Origin of the sequence: Bradyrhizobium sp., assembly GCF_028868675.1 — a bacterium.
In the GTDB taxonomy this organism is placed as follows: domain Bacteria; phylum Pseudomonadota; class Alphaproteobacteria; order Rhizobiales; family Xanthobacteraceae; genus Bradyrhizobium.
In genome coordinates this window covers 1-17,654 of sequence record NZ_JAGWUA010000096.1, presented here as the reverse complement: position 1 = coordinate 17,654, position 17,654 = coordinate 1, and the positions used below count along the sequence as shown (strand labels likewise).

Below are 17,654 nucleotides of genomic sequence, written 5' to 3'. Positions count from 1 at the left end.
TTCCGATCGTCGGCGGCGAAGTGAAAGGCTCCGTCAACGGCAAGGTGCTCCCGTTTGGCGCCGACTTCCAGATCGTCCGCCCGAACGAGCTGATCGATCTCGAGGCCAAATACGCCTTCGAGACCGATGACGGCGCCGTCGTCTATGTCGAGAACAAGGGCATGCGCTTCGGCCCGGTCGAGCTGCTGCAAAAGCTCAAGCGCGGCGAGCCGGTCGATCCGAAACTGATCTATTTCCGTACCGTGCCGAAATTCGAGACCGGGCACGACAAGTATCGCTGGCTGATGCAGCACGTCTTCGTGGCTTCCGCCGCGCGCCACGCCGACCGCGTGGTGATCGACGTGCACCAGGTGATGTGACTGCACTCGGACGTGCGCTTCATGCGCGTCGAGGTGAAAGCCGACCCTGCATTGACATCATGACCACTGTAGCATATACGCTACATTATGCCGATAATCAAGAGAACGGATGAATTCTCTGACTGGCTCAAAGGCCTCCGCGATAGGAGGGCAAAGTCGAAGATCCTTGCGAGGATCGACCGTCTGGCACTCGGCAATCCCGGAGACGTCGCCCCAGTCGGGAACGGCATCAGCGAAATGAGAATCCATGAAGGTGCCGGATATCGGATCTATTACGTCCTGCGCGGCCAGGAGATCGTCATTCTTCTTTGCGGTGGAGACAAGAGCTCCCAGCAAGGCGATATAACGTTGGCGAAGAAGCTGGCGAGCGAGTTGGAGAACTGAACCATGGTCAAAATCAAATCGTTCGACGCCGCGGAATACCTCGACAGCCCAGAAATGATTGCGGCCTACCTCACCGAGGCATTCGAATCCGACGATCCATCCGCCATAACGATGGCTATCGGCGCGGTAGCCCGTTCTCACGGCATGAGCGCAATTGCGGACAAGGCTGGTCTCTCGCGCGAGAACCTGTATCGGGCCTTGGGCGGCGACGCCAAACCGGAATTCGGCACCATCATAAGAGTGCTCCATGCCATGGGCATCAATCTTGTCGCGCAAGCTCAACACGGAACAAAAGCGGCGTAGTCTCTCGCTGAGGTAAGCGGCATGCGTCACTTTGTTGGTCTGGTCTACAAGGATGCCGACAGCGATTTCGGCGTGTCCTTTCCTGATCTGCCCGGCGTCGCGACCGCCGGCACCACGCTGGACGACGCACGCGTGATGGCCGAGGAAGCTCTCGACCTTCATCTTGAGGGCTTGGCAGAAGACGGCGAAGCGATCCCCGAGCCTTCATCTCTCGAAGAAATCATGTCGGATCCCGCCAATCGCTCGGGTGTCGCCATTCTGGTTTCCGTGAAAGACGACCAACCGAAAGTGGTTCGCGTCAACGTCACCTTGCCCGGCGATGTCCTGGAGCAAATCGACAAGTACGCCGAAGCGCACGGGTACACCCGATCGGGGTTGCTGACGCAGGCGGCGAAGAAGCTCATCACTGAAGCGGCTTGACAGGAAGCCCGCCTCCGCGGGCCATTCCGACGCCACGGTGACGATCCCGTCTGCGGCCTCGATGCGTGCACCAGATTCGGATCCCCTGACGCATCGGGCGCGCTGGCCGGATCGCGCTCATTGCGTTCGCTTTTCCGGGACGACGCCGGGTTTTGGAGCAGCCTTCCCCTCATATGGAATTGACTCCCCCGAAATTCGTTATAAAATATAACTATTCTGACAAGGACTTAAATTGCCCATGGGAAACGCCGAGACCGCCGCCGCGGGGAGTTCCGCGCTGCTCAGGATCGAGAGGGACGGCAAGGTCTTGACCGTGGGCCTGAACCGCCCCGCCAAGCGCAATGCGCTCAACGACGGCATCATCCACGAGATCGGCAACTGCTTTGCGACGCTGCCCGAGGACATCGGCGCGGTCGTGATCCATGGCATCGGCGATCACTTCTCCTCCGGTCTCGACCTGTCGGAACTGCAGGACCATGACGCCACCGGCGGGCTCCTGCATTCGCAGATGTGGCACCGGGTGTTCGACCGCATCCAGTATGCCCGCGTGCCCGTGATCGCCGCGCTGAAGGGCGCCGTGATCGGCGGCGGGCTGGAACTCGCCTGCGCCGCCCATATCCGCGTCGCCGAGCCCTCGGCCTATTTCGCGCTGCCGGAAGGCCAGCGCGGCATCTTCGTCGGCGGCGGCGGCTCGGTGCGGCTGCCGCGCCTGATCGGCGTGGCGCGCATGATGGACATGATGCTCACCGGCCGCGTCTATTCCGCGACTGAGGGCGCCTCCTACGGCTTCTCGCAATATCTCACCGAAGCCGGCGGCGGCCTTGCCAAGGCGCTGGAACTGGCCCGGCGCATCGCCTCGAACGCGCCACTGACCAACTTTGCCGTGCTGCAGGCGCTGCCGATGATCGCGGAGGCCAATCCGCAGACCGGGCTCCTGATGGAATCGCTGATGGCGACGGTGGCGCAGAGCGACAAGGAGGCCAAGCGCCGGATCCGCGAATTCCTCGAACACAAGACCGCCAAGGTGAAGCCGAAATCATGAGCGCGAGCGCGACCATGTCCGCGTCCGAGCGCGCCGCGAGCGCTTACCCGCTGCGCCCGATCTCGTTCGGCGATCCCGCGGTCGACATCGAGCGGCGCGCCGACGGCACGATCTATCTGCGTCCCAGACAGCCGCTCGGAGACTATCCCGTGCGCCTCACCGACCGCCTGCACCACTGGGCAAAGACGACGCCGGATCGCACCTTCATGGCCGAGCGCGAAGGCGGCCGCGGCTGGCGCAGGATCAGCTATGCCGAGCTTCTGGTCGCCGCCCGGCACATTGCCTCGAGCCTGATCAATCGCGGCCTGTCGGCGGAAAAGCCGGTCGTCATCCTCTCCGGCAATTCGATCGACCATGCGCTGCTTGCCTTCGGCGCGCTCTCGGCCGGCATCCCGTTCTGCCCGGTGTCGCCGGCCTATTCGCTGGTCTCGAAGGATTTCGGCAAGCTCGCCTATCTGATGAAGCTGCTGACGCCGGGGCTGGTCTTTGCCGAGGACGCCGAAAGATTCGCCGACGCGCTCGCCGCCAACGTCTCGCTCGGGACCGAGATCGCCGCGTCCTACGGCAGCGTGCCGGGCCGCGACGTGACCCTGCTCGCCGATCTCATGGCGACGCCGGTCCATCCCGAACTCGACGCGGTGCATGGGCGGATCGGGCCGGATACGATCGCAAAATTCTTGCTCACCTCCGGCTCGACCGGCAATCCCAAGGCCGTCATCAACACCCAGCGCATGATCTGCGCCAACCAGGTGATGCTGCGCGAGACGCTCGCCTTCCTGAAGGACGAGCCGCCGGTCATCGTCGACTGGCTGCCCTGGAACCACACCTTCGGCGGCAACCACAATATCGGGCTGACGCTCTACAATGGCGGCTCGATGTATCTCGACGCCGGCAAGCCGATGCCCGGCGGCATCGAGGAGACCGTACGCAATCTGCAGGAGATTTCGCCGACGGTCTATTTCAACGTGCCCAAGGGCTACGAGTCGCTGCTGCCCTATTTGCGCGACGACCAGGGCCTGCGCGCAAAATTCTTCGATCGGCTGCACGCGATGTTCTTCTCGGGCGCGGCGCTGTCGCCCTTCGTCTGGAACAGCCTCGACGAGCTCGCGGTGAAGGAGAAGGGCTATCGGGTGCCGATGCTGACGGGTCTCGGCGCCACCGAGACCGCGCCGTTCTTCATGTCGGTCAATCCGCGCACCAGCCGCTCCGGCCATGTCGGCCTGCCCGTCTCCGGCAACGACGCAAAACTGGTGCCCAACAACGGCAAGCTCGAGGTCCGCGCCAGGGGGCCGAACGTCATGCCCGGCTATTGGCGCCAGCCGGAGATGACTGAAAAGTCCTTCGACGAGGAAGGTTTTTACAAGCTCGGCGACGCGCTCAAGCCCGCCGATCCCGACGACTTCAATGCCGGCTTCGATTTCGATGGCCGCATCGGCGAGGATTTCAAGCTCGCCAGCGGCACCTGGGTCAGCGTCGGTCCCTTGCGCGCGCGCTTCGTGGCGGCCTGCGCGCCGCTGGTGCGCGACGTCGTCATCGCCGGCATCAACCGCGACGAGATCTCCGCGCTGGTGGTGCTCGATCTCGACGGCTGCCGGCTGATCAACCCGACGCTGGCGGCCGACGATCTCGTGGTCACCGCCCGCGACCGCCTGATCCGCGACGCCTTCCGCGAACGTTTCTCCCGGTTTCTGTCGACCGCCACCGGCTCCTCGACGCGGATCACGCGCGCGATCCTGGTGGATGAGCCGCTCTCGATCGATCGCGGCGAGGTCACCGACAAGGGCTCCATCAACCAGCGCGCGGTGCTGGAGCATCGCGCCGCGCTGATCGAGGAACTCTACGCAGACACCCCGCCAGACCGTGTGATAACGGTCGGCTAGAACAGGATGAATTTCGTTTGGACAGGTCGAGGCTCGCAGCTCCCTTCACCTCGCCCCGCTTGCGGGGAGAGGTCGAATTTGCGCAAGGCGAAAATTCGGGTGAGGGGGACGCTCCGCGAGTCGAACAGTTATCGTGTTCGCGGGGGCAGCCCCTCACCCCAACCCTCTCCCCGTAAGAACGGGGAGAGGGAGCACATCTAAGGAGAACGTCATGCAATTGAAGGATCAGGCAGCCATCGTCACCGGCGGCGCATCGGGACTGGGCGCGGCGACCGCGCGCAGGCTTGCGGCACAGGGCGCCAGGGTCGCCGTCTGCGACCTCAACGCAAAACTCGCTGAAAGCGTCGCCGCCGAGATCAAGGGCGTCGCGGTCGTGTGCGACGTCTCGGACGCGGCGTCCGCCGAAGCCGCGGTCGCCCAGGCCGCCAAGGCCCACGGCCCGGCGCGCGTGCTGGTCAACTGCGCCGGCATCGGCGTGGCAAAACGCGTCGTCGGGCGCGACGGGCCGATGGCGCTCGCCGACTTCGACAAGGTGATCAAGGTCAATTTGATCGGCACCTTCAACATGCTGCGGCTGGCCGCCACCGGCATGTCCAGGCTCGAGCCGCAGGCGAGCGGCGAGCGCGGCGTCATCATCAATACCGCCTCCGTCGCCGCCTTCGACGGCCAGATCGGTCAGTCGGCCTATTCAGCTTCCAAGGGCGGCATCGTCGGCATGACGCTGCCGATCGCGCGCGAACTCGCGCAGTTCGGCATCCGCGTGCTGACGATTGCGCCGGGCTTGTTCCTCACCCCGCTGCTCGCCAACCTGCCGCAGGAGGCCCAGGATTCGCTGGCCGCCTCGATCCCCTTCCCGCACCGGCTCGGCAATGCGGACGAGTTCGCCTCGCTCGCGCTGCACATGGTGGAAAACTCCTATCTCAACGGCGAAGTGGTGCGCCTCGACGGCTCGCTGCGCATGGCGCCGAAGTAGGCAGGGACGGGAATGTTCGTTCACCGGCGCGAGGTGCAGATCCAGTGGGGCGATTGCGACCCCGCCAACATCGTCTATTACCCGCGCTATTTTGCCATGTTCGACGATTCCACCTCGATCCTGTTCGAGGCGGCCGGCTTCTCCAAACAGGACATCGTCCACGATTACGGCCTGGTCGGCATCCCCATGGTGGACACGCGGGCGAAGTTCTATATCCCGTCGACCCATGGCGACTGGATCGCGATCGAGAGCAGGATCGAAAGCATCAAGCGCTCGAGCTTCGAGGTGAAGCACGACGTATTCAAGGGCGAGGCGCTGGCGATCGAGGCGTTCGAAACCCGCGTCCTGGTCGGCCGCGACCCGGCCAACCCGGACAGGCTGAAATCCGCGCCTTTCCCGCCCGAGATCATCGCGAAACTGACGGGGAGCTAAATCGACGCACCACCAAAAGACGGGGCTGAATTCGGTTTCAAAGTCTGCTTTCAAACAAGCATCTGAGGGAGGAACGAAATGAAACGATTTTACCTGACCGCAGCCGTCACGGCGGCTTCGCTTGCCTGGACTGCGCTGCCGGCGTCGGCCCAGACCAATGAGATCACCATCGGCATCACCGTGACGACCACGGGACCGGCCGCGGCGCTCGGCATCCCCGAACGCAATTCGCTGGAGTTCGTCGCCAAGGAGATCGGCGGCGTGCCGCTGAAGGTGATCGTGCTCGACGACGGCGGCGATCCGACCGCCGCCACCACCAACGCGCGACGCTTCGTCACCGAATCCAAGGCCGACGTCATCATGGGCTCGTCGACGACCCCGCCGAGCATTGCGGTGTCCAACGTGGCCAACGAAGCCGGCATTCCGCATCTCGGCCTTGCGCCGTTCCCGATCACGCCGGAACGCGCCAAGTGGTCGGTATCGATGCCGCAGCCGATTCCGATCGTTGGCAAGGTCATGTACGACCACATGAAGGCCCATGGCGTGAAGACCGTGGGCTATATCGGCTACTCCGACAGCTACGGCGATCTCTGGTTCAACGACTTCAAGACCCAGGCCGTACCGATGGGCATGACCATGGTCGACGAGGAGCGCTTTGCCCGCCCCGACACCTCGGTCACCGGCCAGGTGCTGAAGCTCGTTGCCGCCAATCCGGACGCGATCCTGGTCGGCGCCTCCGGCACGGCGGCTGCGCTGCCGCAGAGCGAGTTGCGCGAGCGCGGCTACAAGGGCCTGATCTACCAGACCCACGGCGCGGCCAGCATGGACTTCATCCGCATCGCCGGCAAGGCGGCGGAGGGCGTGCTGATGGCCTCCGGTCCCGTCATGGATCCGGAAGACCAGCCGGATAGCGCGCTCACCAAGAAGCCGGGCCTCGCGCTCAACAAGGCCTATGAAGCCAAGTATGGCCCCAACAGCCGGAGTCAGTTCGCCGGTCACTCCTACGACGCCTTCCTGGTGCTCGAGCGGGTGGTCCCGGTCGCATTGAAGAAGGCCAAGCCCGGCACGCCGGAATTCCGCGAGGCCATCCGCCAGGCGCTGATGAGCGAGAAGGACATCGCCGCGAGCCAGGGCGTCTACAACTTCACCGACAAGGACCGTTACGGCGTCGACGAGCGTGCCCGCATCCTGCTCACGGTGAAGGACGGCAAATACACGCTCGCGAAGTAACGCGCGCGTCGTCCAGAACGATCAGAGCCGGCCCGTCGGGCCGGCTCTTTTCTTTGCGGCTACCGGGACCGCGCCGTCATGCCGCCTGCGCGAGCCGCGTCCAGGCGAAGTCCGGATAGTACGTGCCCATCATCCGGTCGACATAGGCGACGAGGTTCGGAAACGTCTCGGCGCGCTCGCGCAGCCTGGATTCGAAGAACGGCGTCAGGATTCCGGCCAGCGCGCCGAAGGCGGTCGCGTCGACGCCGCAAGGCGCGTCGCCCATCAGATAGGGCTTGCCGTCGAGTTGCACCGACAGGGCGAACAGCGAGCGGACGGCGAGATCGACATCGTCATCGGGCGCGTGCCGGCCGAGGCCGGAGAGCAGATAGTTCTCGGCGACTCGGAATTGCGCGTCCTCGCGCAGCTTCTCGCGGCGGTGCTCCGGCGCCCCGTCGAAGAAATGCGCAGGCCCCTTGGCGAAATTGACGGGATCGACCCACCGCGCGCCGACCAACGCCCAATAGACGTGATGCTCGATCATGCGCTCGAGCGCCCAGGCCTGCGCGCGTTCCGTGAGCGAAAGGCCCGCGTCGAAATCGAAGCCGTATCTGCGCTCGATGTGCGCGCGGATGAAGGTCGAATCGGCCACCGCCTCGCCGTCGTCGTCGATGAACGGCAGCTGCCCCTTGGGGGACGCCGGCGGCATCGCCCGCTCCTTGCGATAGGGCAGCTCAGCCATCTTCAACTGCACCTCCGTCTTGGTGACGAAGGGGCTGATTTCCGGCAGGCCAAATCCGGCGCCAAAGCCATAAAGCGTGATCATCCGAGCACTCCTGATCCCCGAAATCTCTTCGGAACCTATCGCCAGGCTGCTGCCAGCATGGTGGCAGCAGCCGTGATATCCTGCGCGAAACGGGCCCCCTGCCAGGCGCGCCCCATGAAGGCCCGGACGATCGCGTTCGCGGCCTGAAGCAGCGAGCGCATGACGAGGGCGATGAGCGCGAGGCGGAGATCGGCGACCGTGAGATCGACCGAGCTGAGGCGCCCCAGCGCCCAGGTCTGCAGCAGCGCCGGCGCCCGCCACAGCGGGCTCGCCGGGCCGAGATGAGTGGGAATGATCATGGACAAATCCTCTTCAGTCGAAGCGTTGTCCCGGTATAGAACTCCCCTGCTGCCAACATCCTGTCAGCATCCGCGCGCCGCCCTTTGAGCCGCCACGCCGGCAGAGACGAATCGAGAGAGCTTCCATGAGACGCGCCGATCGGTTGTTTCAGATCATCCAGGTGCTGAGGCGCAGCCGCAAACCGCTGACCGCGGACGCGATCGCGGCCGAGCTCGAGACCTCCAAGCGCACCGTCTATCGCGACATCGCAACCCTGATCGGCCAGCGCGTGCCGATCCGCGGCGAGGCCGGCATGGGCTATGTCCTGGAGAAGGGATTCGACCTGCCGCCCCTGATGCTGACGCCGGACGAGATCGAAGCCGCGGTACTGGGCGCGCAATGGGTCGCGGGACACGCCGACACCGCGCTGGCGCGCGCCGCCGAGGACCTGATGGCCAAGATCGCCGACACCGTGCCCGAGCGGCTGCGCCCCTTCGTGCTGGAGCCGGCGAGCCGCGCGCGGCCGAGCTGGAACAGGGAGCCCGACCGCATGGACATGGTGCGCACCCGCACCCAGATCCACGAGGGCCGGAAGATCGCGCTGCGCTACCGCGACGAGCAGGGCCGCGACAGCGAGCGAACGATCTGGCCGATCGCGATCGGCTATCTCGAGGCCGTGCGCCTGCTCGCGGCCTGGTGCGAGCTGCGCAACGATTTCCGCAGTTTCCGCACCGACCGCGTGGTCGATGCGTCGTATCTCGACGAAAGATATCCGGAGCGGCGCGACGTGCTGCGCGCCAAATGGCGGCAGAGCCTGGTCTGGGGCCCGCCCAAGGACACCTGATCGAGATGGCTGAGGATACGCATCAAACGTCCGCCATCGACCTGTCGCGCCTGTGCCAGAGCTGCGGGGCCTGCTGCGCCTATTCGGCGAACTGGCCGCGCTTCACGATGGAGAGCGACGAGGCGCTGGAGCTGATCCCGGCGCAATTCGTCAACGAGCGGCAATCCGGCATGCGCTGCGAGGGCGACCGCTGCTCGGCGCTGCATGGGACGGTCGGGGAGGCAACGTCCTGCGGCATCTATGCCATGCGGCCGGAAGTGTGCCGCACCTGCATGCCGGGCGACGCCGAATGCGCGATCGCGCGACGGAAGTTCGGCTTGCCGGCGATTTGAGCGCGGCGGGGCGCGCGTCTAGGCCGGAACGGCCTCGGCCACGTCATCGTCGAGCTCGTCCTCCAGCGGCGCGAGGACGGAGAGCGGTTTCGTCGACAGCGTGATCGGCTTGCGACCGCCGGACAGGGACGGCGCAGCCTTCGTCGTGCCTTCGCGCGACAGCGCATGGAGCGTCGAGCCGACGCGGCCGCCGACCTCGATCAGTTCGCGCTCGCTGCAGCTCGCCGCGATCGCGACCGCCAGCGAGTGCAGATGGCTGCGCCGATAGCAGAACAGCGCCAGCCTCGCGCGCGCTTCGGGGGAAACGCTCTCGACGAGCCTCGGCAGGCCGCTTTCGCTGGCGCGGTACATCTCGCCAAGGAGTTCGTCGCGGACCGGGCAGAAATCGCTTTCGTAGGCGTCGCGGCTTGAAAACATTGCGGTTCTCCTCGTCGGCCGAGGATGGCGTACAATTCTCTAATGAAGGGTTAACCACGCCGGCCGGTAGTTCCCCGGTCGGCTTGCGCGTAGCGTGCGAATCGGAGCGGCCCGCCGCCGACGTCAGTTGGCCGCCATGAAGATCGACAGGCCGAAGCCGGTGAGATGGTGCAGCGCCTGGTCGATGCCGATCACGGTCCAGAACCAGGGGTGCTCCTGGTTGACACCGAGATTGGCCGAGACCATGCCCTTGGTGCGGTCGACCGTGATGTGGATCGCGAAATCGATCAGGGCGACGAACCAGAATTTCGGAGCCACGATCAGGATCAGCGGCAGCGCAACCGCAAAGTGAATCAGGCAGTGGACGAGAAGCGGCAGCGCCCAGCCGGTCTTCTGGTCCTTGCCGTGCGCCATCCAGGCGTTCTGCAGCACGAAATCGGCGATGATGTGCTTCAAGGTGAGCAGCAGCATCCAGCCAATGAGCGTTTCGACCAGAACCGCCGATGACATGGGTGGAAACGACAAGCCTGACGCCCTCGTTGAGGTGGGGAAAACAGATGGAGCGTTCAGCGCAGCTTCTTGTTGGATCCCGGCCAAATCGCCGGGATCAGTCTTTTATGACATCTCCAGCGCCGGAATGCATCGGGGGGAACCGGAAATTCGGCAGGTGTGGCCGAACGGCGATAGCGGGCGGGCCGCCCGAGCCGGTCGGGTAAGGTTACCAGCGGCTCGAAATTTGCTTTCTGCGGCCAGCTGGCTATCATCTCCGTCCAGAGAATAATCGTTCATTTTTCAGACGCTTACAAATTTTTATGGGCGTTTGCGGCCGTCCCAATTCGCCGCCCGCCCGACAACGCGATAAGGGCGGAGTGCTGCCATGAGTGCGGAAGGCCCAATGCCGACGAGCGAACCGCCCCCGCGACGTCCCAAGGCGCGCAAGACCAACCAGCAGCAGGTCCTGGTCTACGTCGTCCTGACCCTGGTGCTGTCGTTCGCCACCGTCTGGGCCAGCCGGATCATGTTGCGCAACACCGAGACGCTGACCTTTGCCGTCGGCGACGCCAACAGCGAGGAAGCGCGCTTTGCGGCCAAGCTCGCCGACGTGCTGAAGACCAACGCCTCCCGCCTCAAGATCAAGGTCGTGAACAACCCGGACAATGCCAAGGCGATCGCCCAGTTCGAGCGCAGGCAGGCCGACCTCGCGATCCTGCGCACCGACGGCAAGGTGCCGACGCGGGCGCGGACGATGGCGATCCTCGAGCATGACCTCGTGCTGCTGCTCGGTCCGGGCAACAAGAAGATCAAGTCGCTCGGCGAACTGAAGAAGAAGAAGATCGCCGTCGCCGCCCAAAGCGATTCCGCGCTGGCCTTCGTCCGCAGCATCCTCGACCTCCCCGACGGGTCGGAGGCCGCCGCACGGGTACAGATGGCGCCGCAGGGCGCCACGCTGGACAAGCTGCTCGCTCCCGGCGGCTATGGCGCGGTGGTCGCGATCGTGCACGCCTCGAAGGCGGTGCGGGACAAGGCCTACGAGCAGGTCGCCAGGCGTGGCGGCTTCACGCTCAACGCCATCGACGAGGTCAAGGTCCTGTCGCGCAAATTCCCCGGCATTTCCGAGGAGACGCTGTCGGCCGGCACGCTGTCGTCGGCTCCCGAAATTCCCGACGACGACCTCGACACGATCGGGCTCGAATGGCTGCTGGTGACGCAGTCGCGCATGGCCGCCAGCACCGCCGGCGAGCTCGCGCGGACCATCTACGAGAACAAGTCCGGACTTGGGCTCGACAATGGCTTCGCCACCCGGATCGAGCCCGCGTCGACCGACAAGGACGCCTTCGTGATGGCGCATCCGGGAGCCGCCGACTACATCAACGACGACACCAAGTCGTTCATGGACAAGTACAGCGACGTGATGTACCTCGGCGCCGGCGCGCTCAGCGTCATCGGCTCCATTTTCGCAGCGATCTACACCAAGATCACACGCATCGCGCCGGAGAAGGCGAGCGAGCTCTCCACCGCCATCCTCGACATCGGCGAGCGCATCGAGCATGCCCATTCGCTGGACGAGCTGGAGAGCCTGCAGGATGAGCTCGAAAGCATCCTGCGCGGCGCGGTCATCGGCTTGCGAGACGGCACGATCAGCATGGACGGGCTGGATACTTTCAAGCTCGGCTATGAATTCGTCCGCGACGATATCGGCATGCGTCGCGACTATCTGAAGCGGCACGCTGCCGACACGGCCAAGGCCCCGCGCGACGACGCCGCGGCGCCGCACGACGACAGCAACGTCGTGGTGGTGAAGACCGCACATAGCGCCTGAGTTTCGCGATCCGCCTCACCCGGCCGCGGCGTTCGCGGCGGCGGCGAGCGTCCGCGCCCGGATCTCCGCAATGGCCCTTTTCAGCGCCACCTGCCGGCGATCAGGCTCGGCCGCGGCGCGCGCCTCCGCCATCGCGCCGGCGAGATCGGCGAGCGGCAGCGCACCGTCGAAGGTCGGCTTGGCGAGCCCGTCGATGATGGCGTGCCAGTCGGCAAGCCCGTGGCGATAGGGATCGCCGTGGCCGGCGATCATGTCGGCGCTGTCGATGACCGCCGGCGTCGCCCTCGGCTGCTTGACGAGCGCGCGCGAGATCATGTGCAGCCAGCGTTCGACCCAGGCGCGCTCCTCGGCGTAACGGATCGAGTACAGCCGCCACCGTTTCAGCGCCGCCTCCAGCTTCAGGCGGCCGATGCCGACGCGGCTCGCATTCGAAAACCGGATCGAGACCCGCTTGTGCCGCCAGCCGACGGTGTCGAGCGCATCGAGCACCGGCTCGCCGGCAATCGCCGGCAGCGCGCCGATCAGCTCGTCGAAGCGGAACATCCGCACCTCGACCGAGGGCGGCCTGCCGGCATCGAGCTCGGCGAGCTTCAATTGCGCGATCCGGATCGGATCCTCGTAGGCCATCCGCTTCGCCATCAGGCGGGCGATGTCGCACAGCATGGTGCCGTCGACGCCGGGCCGATCGATGAAGCGCTTGACCCGGTCGACATAGAGCTGGGCGTAGCTCGTGCCCTGGTATTCGATGAGCAGATGGACGCCGTCGCCGACGACGGAGGCCGCAATTTCGGGCAAGCCCTCGGGCAGGGACGGCGGCGCATCGTCCTCCTCGCCGATCACATCGGCGAAAAGATAGCGAAGCGAAGACAGGATGCCGTCGTCCGACACGCGGGAGGTCTCCGTCACCCGGCTGCCGGCGACGCCGGCTTCGGCGCGGCGGCCGCGGCCTGCTGCGCGAGGCGCTGCTCCAGCGCGTTGAGATTCTGGAACAGCCGCGCGCTGGCCAGCCGCAGGAAGTAGAAGCCGAACGCCGGATTCTGCACGTAGAGCTCCTCGACCTTGTTGTAGCCGACGCTCAGGATCACGCCCGGCTCGACGCATTCCAGCGTCTGCGTGCGCGTGTTCGACGGCGACAGCATGCCGAGCTCGCCGACGATGGCGCCGACCGGCAGCTCGATGCCGGATTCGACCAGGCGGAAACGGCCGCTGACGATGTAGAGCATGTCCTCGGCCTTCTCGTCCTTGTAGAACAGCGCCTCCCCGGCCTTGCATTTGCGCTCGGTCATGAACGGCTTCAGCCAGTCCATCGACAGGTCGCTGTTGACCGATTTGCGGACGTCGCGGACGAGCTGCAGCATCTGGTGCAGCCGGTAGCCGTTCATGCCGAGCACGACGGTCTGCACCCCGATCACCAGATAATTGTGCGCGGGGATCGCGGTCACGATCAGGACGAGGTTGGTGAGAATGCCGAACACGCGCAGTGGGATCATGGTTCGCATGGTCGTGGTGGCCACCACGAACACGGAGGCGAAAAGCGCGCCGGCGGTTCCTGCGTGCTCTGCAATATGAGACGTATCCATCGGGCCAACCAACCTCGAATGACGGGCAACGGGCTTGCCGGGCACGCCGGCGCGCGGCAGCCTCCATATACGGGCAAATGGGTCGTCGTGTCTGCGATCCGGCCCCTGCCCGGCCCGGTTTCCGACCGGCCTTGGCCGCCCAGGGCCATGCGGCGGACGCCCCTCGTTGACGGGCTCCGCCCGCCCGGGCACTTTGGCGGCCAAGTCCCCGCCGGGACGACCAGCTATCCGCAAACCCGGGCCGCCTTCCCGCATGTCCAAGCCGTTGATACCCGCTCTGGGGCAGTTCGTGGCCGCCACGGCCGGCCGCAACATGACCAGAGCGGCCTATGCGGCGGTCGGGCTCGGCGTCCTGACCATGGTGCTGCTGACGATCAACCCGGCCTATGAGGCCGCCCACCATTGGGTCGATGCCGTTCTGTGGGTCTGCCTCGCCTATTTCGTGCTCGAATGGCTGGTCCGCCTGCGCCTGGCCGCCACGTCCGGCCGGGGATGGGCCTATACGGGCTCCTTCCGCGGCCTCGTCGACATCGTCTGCGCGCTGGCGATCCCGTTGGCCCTCGTGCTCGGTACCGAGCCCAGGACGGCGTGGCTCCTGGGGGTGCTCTGGCTGGTCAAGCTGGTTCCCGGCATTCCCGGCCTGCGGCAGCTACGGCGGGTGCTGGTGCTGGAGTCCGGGCCGCTGTTGAGCGTGCTGCTGATCTTCCTGATGATCCTGTTCCTGAGCTCGGTCGCGGTCTATTTCCTGGAGCGCGACGTGCAACCGCAGACCTTCGGCAGCATCCCCGCCGCCCTGTGGTGGGCGGTGGCGACGCTGACGACGACCGGCTACGGCGACGTGGTGCCGGTGACCCCGCTCGGGCGGATGGTGGCGGCGCTGGTGATGATCTCGGGCCTCGGCGTGTTCGGGCTCTGGACCGGCATTCTGGCGACCGGCTTTGCCGCGGAGACCCGCCGCGACAACTTCCTCAAGACCTGGGAATCCGTCAGCAAGGTGCCGTTCTTTGCGGCGCTCGGACCGGCGGCGATCGCCGACGTCACCCACATGCTGCGCACCATGGACCTGCCGCCGCGCACCATGATCATCCGGAAGGGCCAGCAGGGCGACTGCATGTATTTCATCGCCTCCGGCGAGGTCGAGGTCGACCTGCCCGGAAAGAAGGTGCAGCTCGGCGAGGGCGCCTTCTTCGGCGAGATGGCGCTGCTCGGCAACAATGTGCGCGGCGCCAGCGTCACGACCACCAAGGTGTCGCGCCTTCTGGTGCTCGACCTCGTCGACTTCCGCGTGCTGATGGCGCGCCATCCCGATCTCGCCGTGACGATCGATGCGGAAGCCAAGCGGCGCGCGCTCGAGAACAAGTAAGTGGAGACGACCATGACTGAAGCGGCCGAGACCGGAGGCAGTCCCGTGCTCGAGATCGAAGGCGCCCGCGCCACCATTCGCCTCAACCGGCCGAGGCATCTCAACCGGCTGCAGGCCGAGGACCTCGACGAGCTCATGGCCCTGTTCGACCGGATCGAGGCCGATCCGGCCATCCGCGTGCTGGTGCTGACCGGGACCGGCCGCGCCTTCTCCGCCGGCTATGACCTCAATTCGGTCGCCGAGCGCGCCGTCAGCGTCAGGGAGCAACGGAGCGCGGGCTCGGCCTTCGAAGTCGTGGTCAACAGGCTGGAGGATCTCGGCGTGCCGACGATCTGCCGGCTCAACGGCGGCGTCTATGGCGGCTCGACCGACCTCGCGCTCGCCTGCGATTTCCGCATCGGCGCCGACACCGTCGAGATGTTCATGCCCGCGGCGCGCCTCGGGCTGCATTACTACAGGAGCGGCATCAAGCGCTACGTCACGCGACTTGGCGTCGACAATGCCAAGATGCTGTTTCTGACCGCACGCAAGATCGGCGCGCCGGAGATGCTGCGCATCGGCTACCTCACCGACATGGTGCCGATGGAGTTTCTGGACGAGGAAGTCGACAGGCTCGCAGGCCTGCTCGCCGGCAATGCGCCGATGGCTATGCGCGGCATGAAGCGCGCCATCAACGAGTTCGCCCGCGGCGCACTCGACGAGGCCGCCGCCGACGCCCGCCACCGCGACAGCATGCGCGGCGACGAGATCAAGGAAGGCATCAAGGCCTTTTTGGAAAAGCGCCCGCCACGGTTTTAACGCGGGTCCGGCCGGAACTTCCGGGTCAAAAACAAAATCTGCGGAACAACCCCATGCACAGTGGTGGCGCATCCTGCAAAACCACTTGACACGTCGGGCAAATCACCTGGATGGCGCCAGGGCAAGGCAGCTCTCCGCCTTCGACAACCAGCTCAGATGCGTAGCCCGTATCAAGCGAAGCGGAATACGGGAACGGGTGGCCCCGCATTCCGCTTCGCTCCATGCGGGCTACGGGTTGGAGCAACGCCCTCCCGACATCGCCGATCATCAGGCCACCGAGCCGAGCCTGGGGGCGTGCGCCTTCCGCCCGGTCAAGCTCGCGCCCTCGTCGATGAATGCGTTGCGCTGCGCGACCCAGCTTTCGGCACGCGCAAGTCGCAGCGAGGGCGCAAAAAGGTAACCTTGGCCGATGTCGCAGCCGGCGCGGCGGATTCTCGCCAGCGTCTCCGCGCTTTCGACACCCTCGGCGACCACCTTCATGTTGAACGCACGTGCCAGCCCGACGGAGGCATCAATGATCTTCATCATGTCCTCGTCGGCGGCGCAACCCTTGACGAAGGACTGATCGATCTTCAGCTCGCTGAAGGGGAGCTTCGCCAGCGCCGACAGGGACGAATATCCGGTCCCGAAATCGTCGATGGCGGCGCCGATGTTCTTGATGCGCAGCCGCACCAGGATGTCCATGGCGCGATCGACATCAGCCATCGCGGTCGTCTCGGTGATCTCCGCGATCAGCGAATGCGGTGACACGCCTTCCCGGCGCAGGATGTCCTCGATCCGCTCGGGCAGTGCGAGGTCGGACAACAGCGCCCCCGAGACGTTGACCGCGATCGTGAAGCCCGGATAGGCCTCGACCAGCTTGCGCCCCTCGGACATCGCCGAGGTCAGGATGCACTCGGTCAGTTGCGGTATCAGGCCGTGGTGCTCGGCAATCGGGATGAAGGTCATCGGGGAAATTACCCCGAACTCCGGCGTGTCCCAGCGTGCCAGGGCCTCGGCGCCCACGACCTTTCCGCTCTCGAGATCGACCTTGGGCTGGAATTCGACCAGGAATTCGCCCTGCGCGATCCCGGCCGAGATGCGCTCGGGCGCGACGTCGAATTGCGTGAGACCGGCACCGGCGATGCTCGGCGACTGATGCCGCAGCCGCAGCACCTCCCGCAACTGGTCCAGGTCCAGCGGCTTGGTGAGCGAGCCGGCCACGAACAGGCCCAATCCCTGGGCAACCCGCCTGGTCGAGTTCATGATGCGGCCGTCGCAGCCGCTGATGATCGCGATCGACATCCCGTGAAGCCGGCGGTCGGCGACGAGTCGCAGCAGCTCGACGCCGTCCCGCTCGCCGAGCGACAAATCGAGGGTCATCATGTCGAACGACTCGGTGCGCAGGATCGCCTCGGCGATCTCGAAGGACGGCGCGAGCACGCAGTCGTAGCCGAGCTTCGCGCCGATCTTGCCGATCACGGTGCGCTGCACGAGATCGTCATCGACGACCAGCAGCCGCCCGATCGATTCGGCCGCCTCGTTGGCAATTCTCCTCATCGTGCAATCTCCATGTTCGAGGCCAGCAGCACCGACCTGGCGAAATCCGCGGTCTCCTCGAAGACCCGGCGCAACGTCGCCGTCGCGCATTTCAGTTCGTCGGGACCCATGTTCAGCGCATTCTGTTCCAGCGTCAGCGCGAGTCCCGACAGCGCGGCGAATCCGAACGTCCCGGCCGAGCTCTTGATCGAATGCGCCTCCTGCCGGACCAGGGCCGGATCGGGCTTGTCCGAGCCGAGCACGTCGATCTTCCGCTGCGTGTCCTCGAGAAACGCCTTCAGGACCTCGGCAACGTCCTCGGCGCCGAGCTCCGCGACCAGCAGGCGAAGCACGTTCCTGTCGAAGGCGAGATTC

General features: G+C 65.6%; 22 protein-coding genes. 14 read left to right on the top strand and 8 right to left on the bottom strand.

Going from position 1 to position 17,654, the window contains the following annotated elements; genetic code table 11:
* From KGM94_RS14245 to KGM94_RS14205, 9 genes are all read left to right on the top strand, one after another.
* Positions 1–359: DUF3237 domain-containing protein (locus KGM94_RS14245; RefSeq protein WP_300259891.1), on the top strand; the 359-nt coding region annotated here is incomplete at its 5' end.
* A gap of 87 nt (positions 360–446) precedes the next feature.
* Positions 447–743: a type II toxin-antitoxin system RelE/ParE family toxin gene (locus tag KGM94_RS14240; RefSeq protein ID WP_300259888.1), complete on the top strand. Its 297-nt coding sequence runs from the start codon at positions 447–449 to the stop codon at positions 741–743.
* A 3-nt stretch (positions 744–746) separates the two neighbouring features.
* On the top strand, positions 747–1,046 hold the full coding sequence (locus KGM94_RS14235) for an addiction module antidote protein (protein WP_300259886.1): 300 nt from the start codon (positions 747–749) through the stop codon (positions 1,044–1,046).
* Between the two features lie 21 nt (positions 1,047–1,067).
* Positions 1,068–1,466: a type II toxin-antitoxin system HicB family antitoxin gene (locus KGM94_RS14230; RefSeq protein ID WP_300259884.1), complete on the top strand. Its 399-nt coding sequence runs from the start codon at positions 1,068–1,070 to the stop codon at positions 1,464–1,466.
* 238 nt (positions 1,467–1,704) lie between these two features.
* Complete coding sequence (locus tag KGM94_RS14225) at positions 1,705–2,508, top strand: crotonase/enoyl-CoA hydratase family protein (RefSeq protein WP_300259882.1); 804 nt, start codon at positions 1,705–1,707, stop codon at positions 2,506–2,508.
* Positions 2,505–4,388 carry a feruloyl-CoA synthase gene (locus tag KGM94_RS14220; RefSeq protein WP_300259880.1) on the top strand — a complete coding sequence of 628 codons (1,884 nt, stop codon included), beginning with the start codon at positions 2,505–2,507 and terminating at the stop codon, positions 4,386–4,388. The genes KGM94_RS14225 and KGM94_RS14220 overlap by 4 nt, the downstream gene beginning before the upstream one ends.
* Before the next feature lie 211 nt (positions 4,389–4,599).
* The gene (locus KGM94_RS14215) at positions 4,600–5,361 is read left to right on the top strand and encodes an SDR family NAD(P)-dependent oxidoreductase (protein ID WP_300259878.1); all 762 of its coding nucleotides are present in this window, start codon (positions 4,600–4,602) and stop codon (positions 5,359–5,361) included.
* A 12-nt stretch (positions 5,362–5,373) separates the two neighbouring features.
* Entirely contained in the window at positions 5,374–5,793 is a 420-nt protein-coding gene (locus KGM94_RS14210; RefSeq protein ID WP_300259876.1) for a thioesterase family protein, read from the top strand.
* Between the two features lie 78 nt (positions 5,794–5,871).
* Entirely contained in the window at positions 5,872–7,023 is a 1,152-nt protein-coding gene (locus KGM94_RS14205; protein WP_300259873.1) for an ABC transporter substrate-binding protein, read from the top strand.
* Between the two features lie 76 nt (positions 7,024–7,099).
* Here KGM94_RS14205 and KGM94_RS14200 read toward each other — a convergent pair whose 3' ends face one another.
* Together KGM94_RS14200 and KGM94_RS14195 are read right to left on the bottom strand one after the other, a co-directional pair.
* Positions 7,100–7,828, bottom strand: a complete 729-nt coding sequence (locus KGM94_RS14200) for a glutathione S-transferase family protein (protein WP_300259871.1) — start codon at positions 7,826–7,828, stop codon at positions 7,100–7,102.
* Positions 7,829–7,863: 35 nt separating this feature from the next.
* Positions 7,864–8,127 carry a hypothetical protein gene (locus tag KGM94_RS14195; RefSeq protein ID WP_300259869.1) on the bottom strand — a complete coding sequence of 88 codons (264 nt, stop codon included), beginning with the start codon at positions 8,125–8,127 and terminating at the stop codon, positions 7,864–7,866.
* 125 nt (positions 8,128–8,252) lie between these two features.
* Here KGM94_RS14195 and KGM94_RS14190 point away from each other — a divergent pair, with 125 nt between their 5' ends.
* Both KGM94_RS14190 and KGM94_RS14185 read left to right on the top strand, forming a co-directional pair.
* Positions 8,253–8,951, top strand: coding sequence for a YafY family protein (locus KGM94_RS14190; protein ID WP_300259867.1), 699 nt, complete (start codon positions 8,253–8,255; stop codon positions 8,949–8,951).
* Between the two features lie 5 nt (positions 8,952–8,956).
* A complete protein-coding gene (locus KGM94_RS14185) occupies positions 8,957–9,283 on the top strand; it encodes a YkgJ family cysteine cluster protein (protein ID WP_300259865.1) in 327 nt (108 codons plus the stop codon).
* Between the two features lie 18 nt (positions 9,284–9,301).
* Here the strand turns inward: KGM94_RS14185 and KGM94_RS14180 are convergent, their stop codons facing one another.
* Both KGM94_RS14180 and KGM94_RS14175 read right to left on the bottom strand, forming a co-directional pair.
* Entirely contained in the window at positions 9,302–9,700 is a 399-nt protein-coding gene (locus KGM94_RS14180) for a hypothetical protein (protein WP_300259863.1), read from the bottom strand.
* Positions 9,701–9,823: 123 nt separating this feature from the next.
* Positions 9,824–10,171: a DUF3307 domain-containing protein gene (locus KGM94_RS14175; protein WP_300259893.1), complete on the bottom strand. Its 348-nt coding sequence runs from the start codon at positions 10,169–10,171 to the stop codon at positions 9,824–9,826.
* 406 nt (positions 10,172–10,577) lie between these two features.
* Between KGM94_RS14175 and KGM94_RS14170 the strand changes: the two genes are divergently transcribed.
* Positions 10,578–12,020: a TAXI family TRAP transporter solute-binding subunit gene (locus KGM94_RS14170; protein WP_300259861.1), complete on the top strand. Its 1,443-nt coding sequence runs from the start codon at positions 10,578–10,580 to the stop codon at positions 12,018–12,020.
* Between the two features lie 15 nt (positions 12,021–12,035).
* On the opposite strand, the gene KGM94_RS14165 is transcribed toward KGM94_RS14170, so the two are convergent.
* On the bottom strand, positions 12,036–12,908 hold the full coding sequence (locus KGM94_RS14165) for a DUF6537 domain-containing protein (protein WP_300259858.1): 873 nt from the start codon (positions 12,906–12,908) through the stop codon (positions 12,036–12,038).
* 14 nt (positions 12,909–12,922) lie between these two features.
* Complete coding sequence (locus KGM94_RS14160; protein WP_300259856.1) at positions 12,923–13,600, bottom strand: cyclic nucleotide-binding domain-containing protein; 678 nt, start codon at positions 13,598–13,600, stop codon at positions 12,923–12,925.
* A 253-nt stretch (positions 13,601–13,853) separates the two neighbouring features.
* Here KGM94_RS14160 and KGM94_RS14155 point away from each other — a divergent pair, with 253 nt between their 5' ends.
* Positions 13,854–14,963, top strand: coding sequence for a cyclic nucleotide-gated ion channel (locus KGM94_RS14155; protein WP_300259854.1), 1,110 nt, complete (start codon positions 13,854–13,856; stop codon positions 14,961–14,963).
* A gap of 12 nt (positions 14,964–14,975) precedes the next feature.
* Positions 14,976–15,761 carry an enoyl-CoA hydratase/isomerase family protein gene (locus KGM94_RS14150; protein ID WP_300259852.1) on the top strand — a complete coding sequence of 262 codons (786 nt, stop codon included), beginning with the start codon at positions 14,976–14,978 and terminating at the stop codon, positions 15,759–15,761.
* 267 nt (positions 15,762–16,028) lie between these two features.
* Here KGM94_RS14150 and KGM94_RS14145 read toward each other — a convergent pair whose 3' ends face one another.
* Both KGM94_RS14145 and KGM94_RS14140 read right to left on the bottom strand, forming a co-directional pair.
* Entirely contained in the window at positions 16,029–17,300 is a 1,272-nt protein-coding gene (locus KGM94_RS14145) for an EAL domain-containing response regulator (RefSeq protein WP_300259850.1), read from the bottom strand.
* Positions 17,297–17,654: Hpt domain-containing protein (locus KGM94_RS14140; RefSeq protein ID WP_300259848.1), on the bottom strand; the 358-nt coding region annotated here is incomplete at its 5' end. The genes KGM94_RS14140 and KGM94_RS14145, both read right to left, overlap by 4 nt.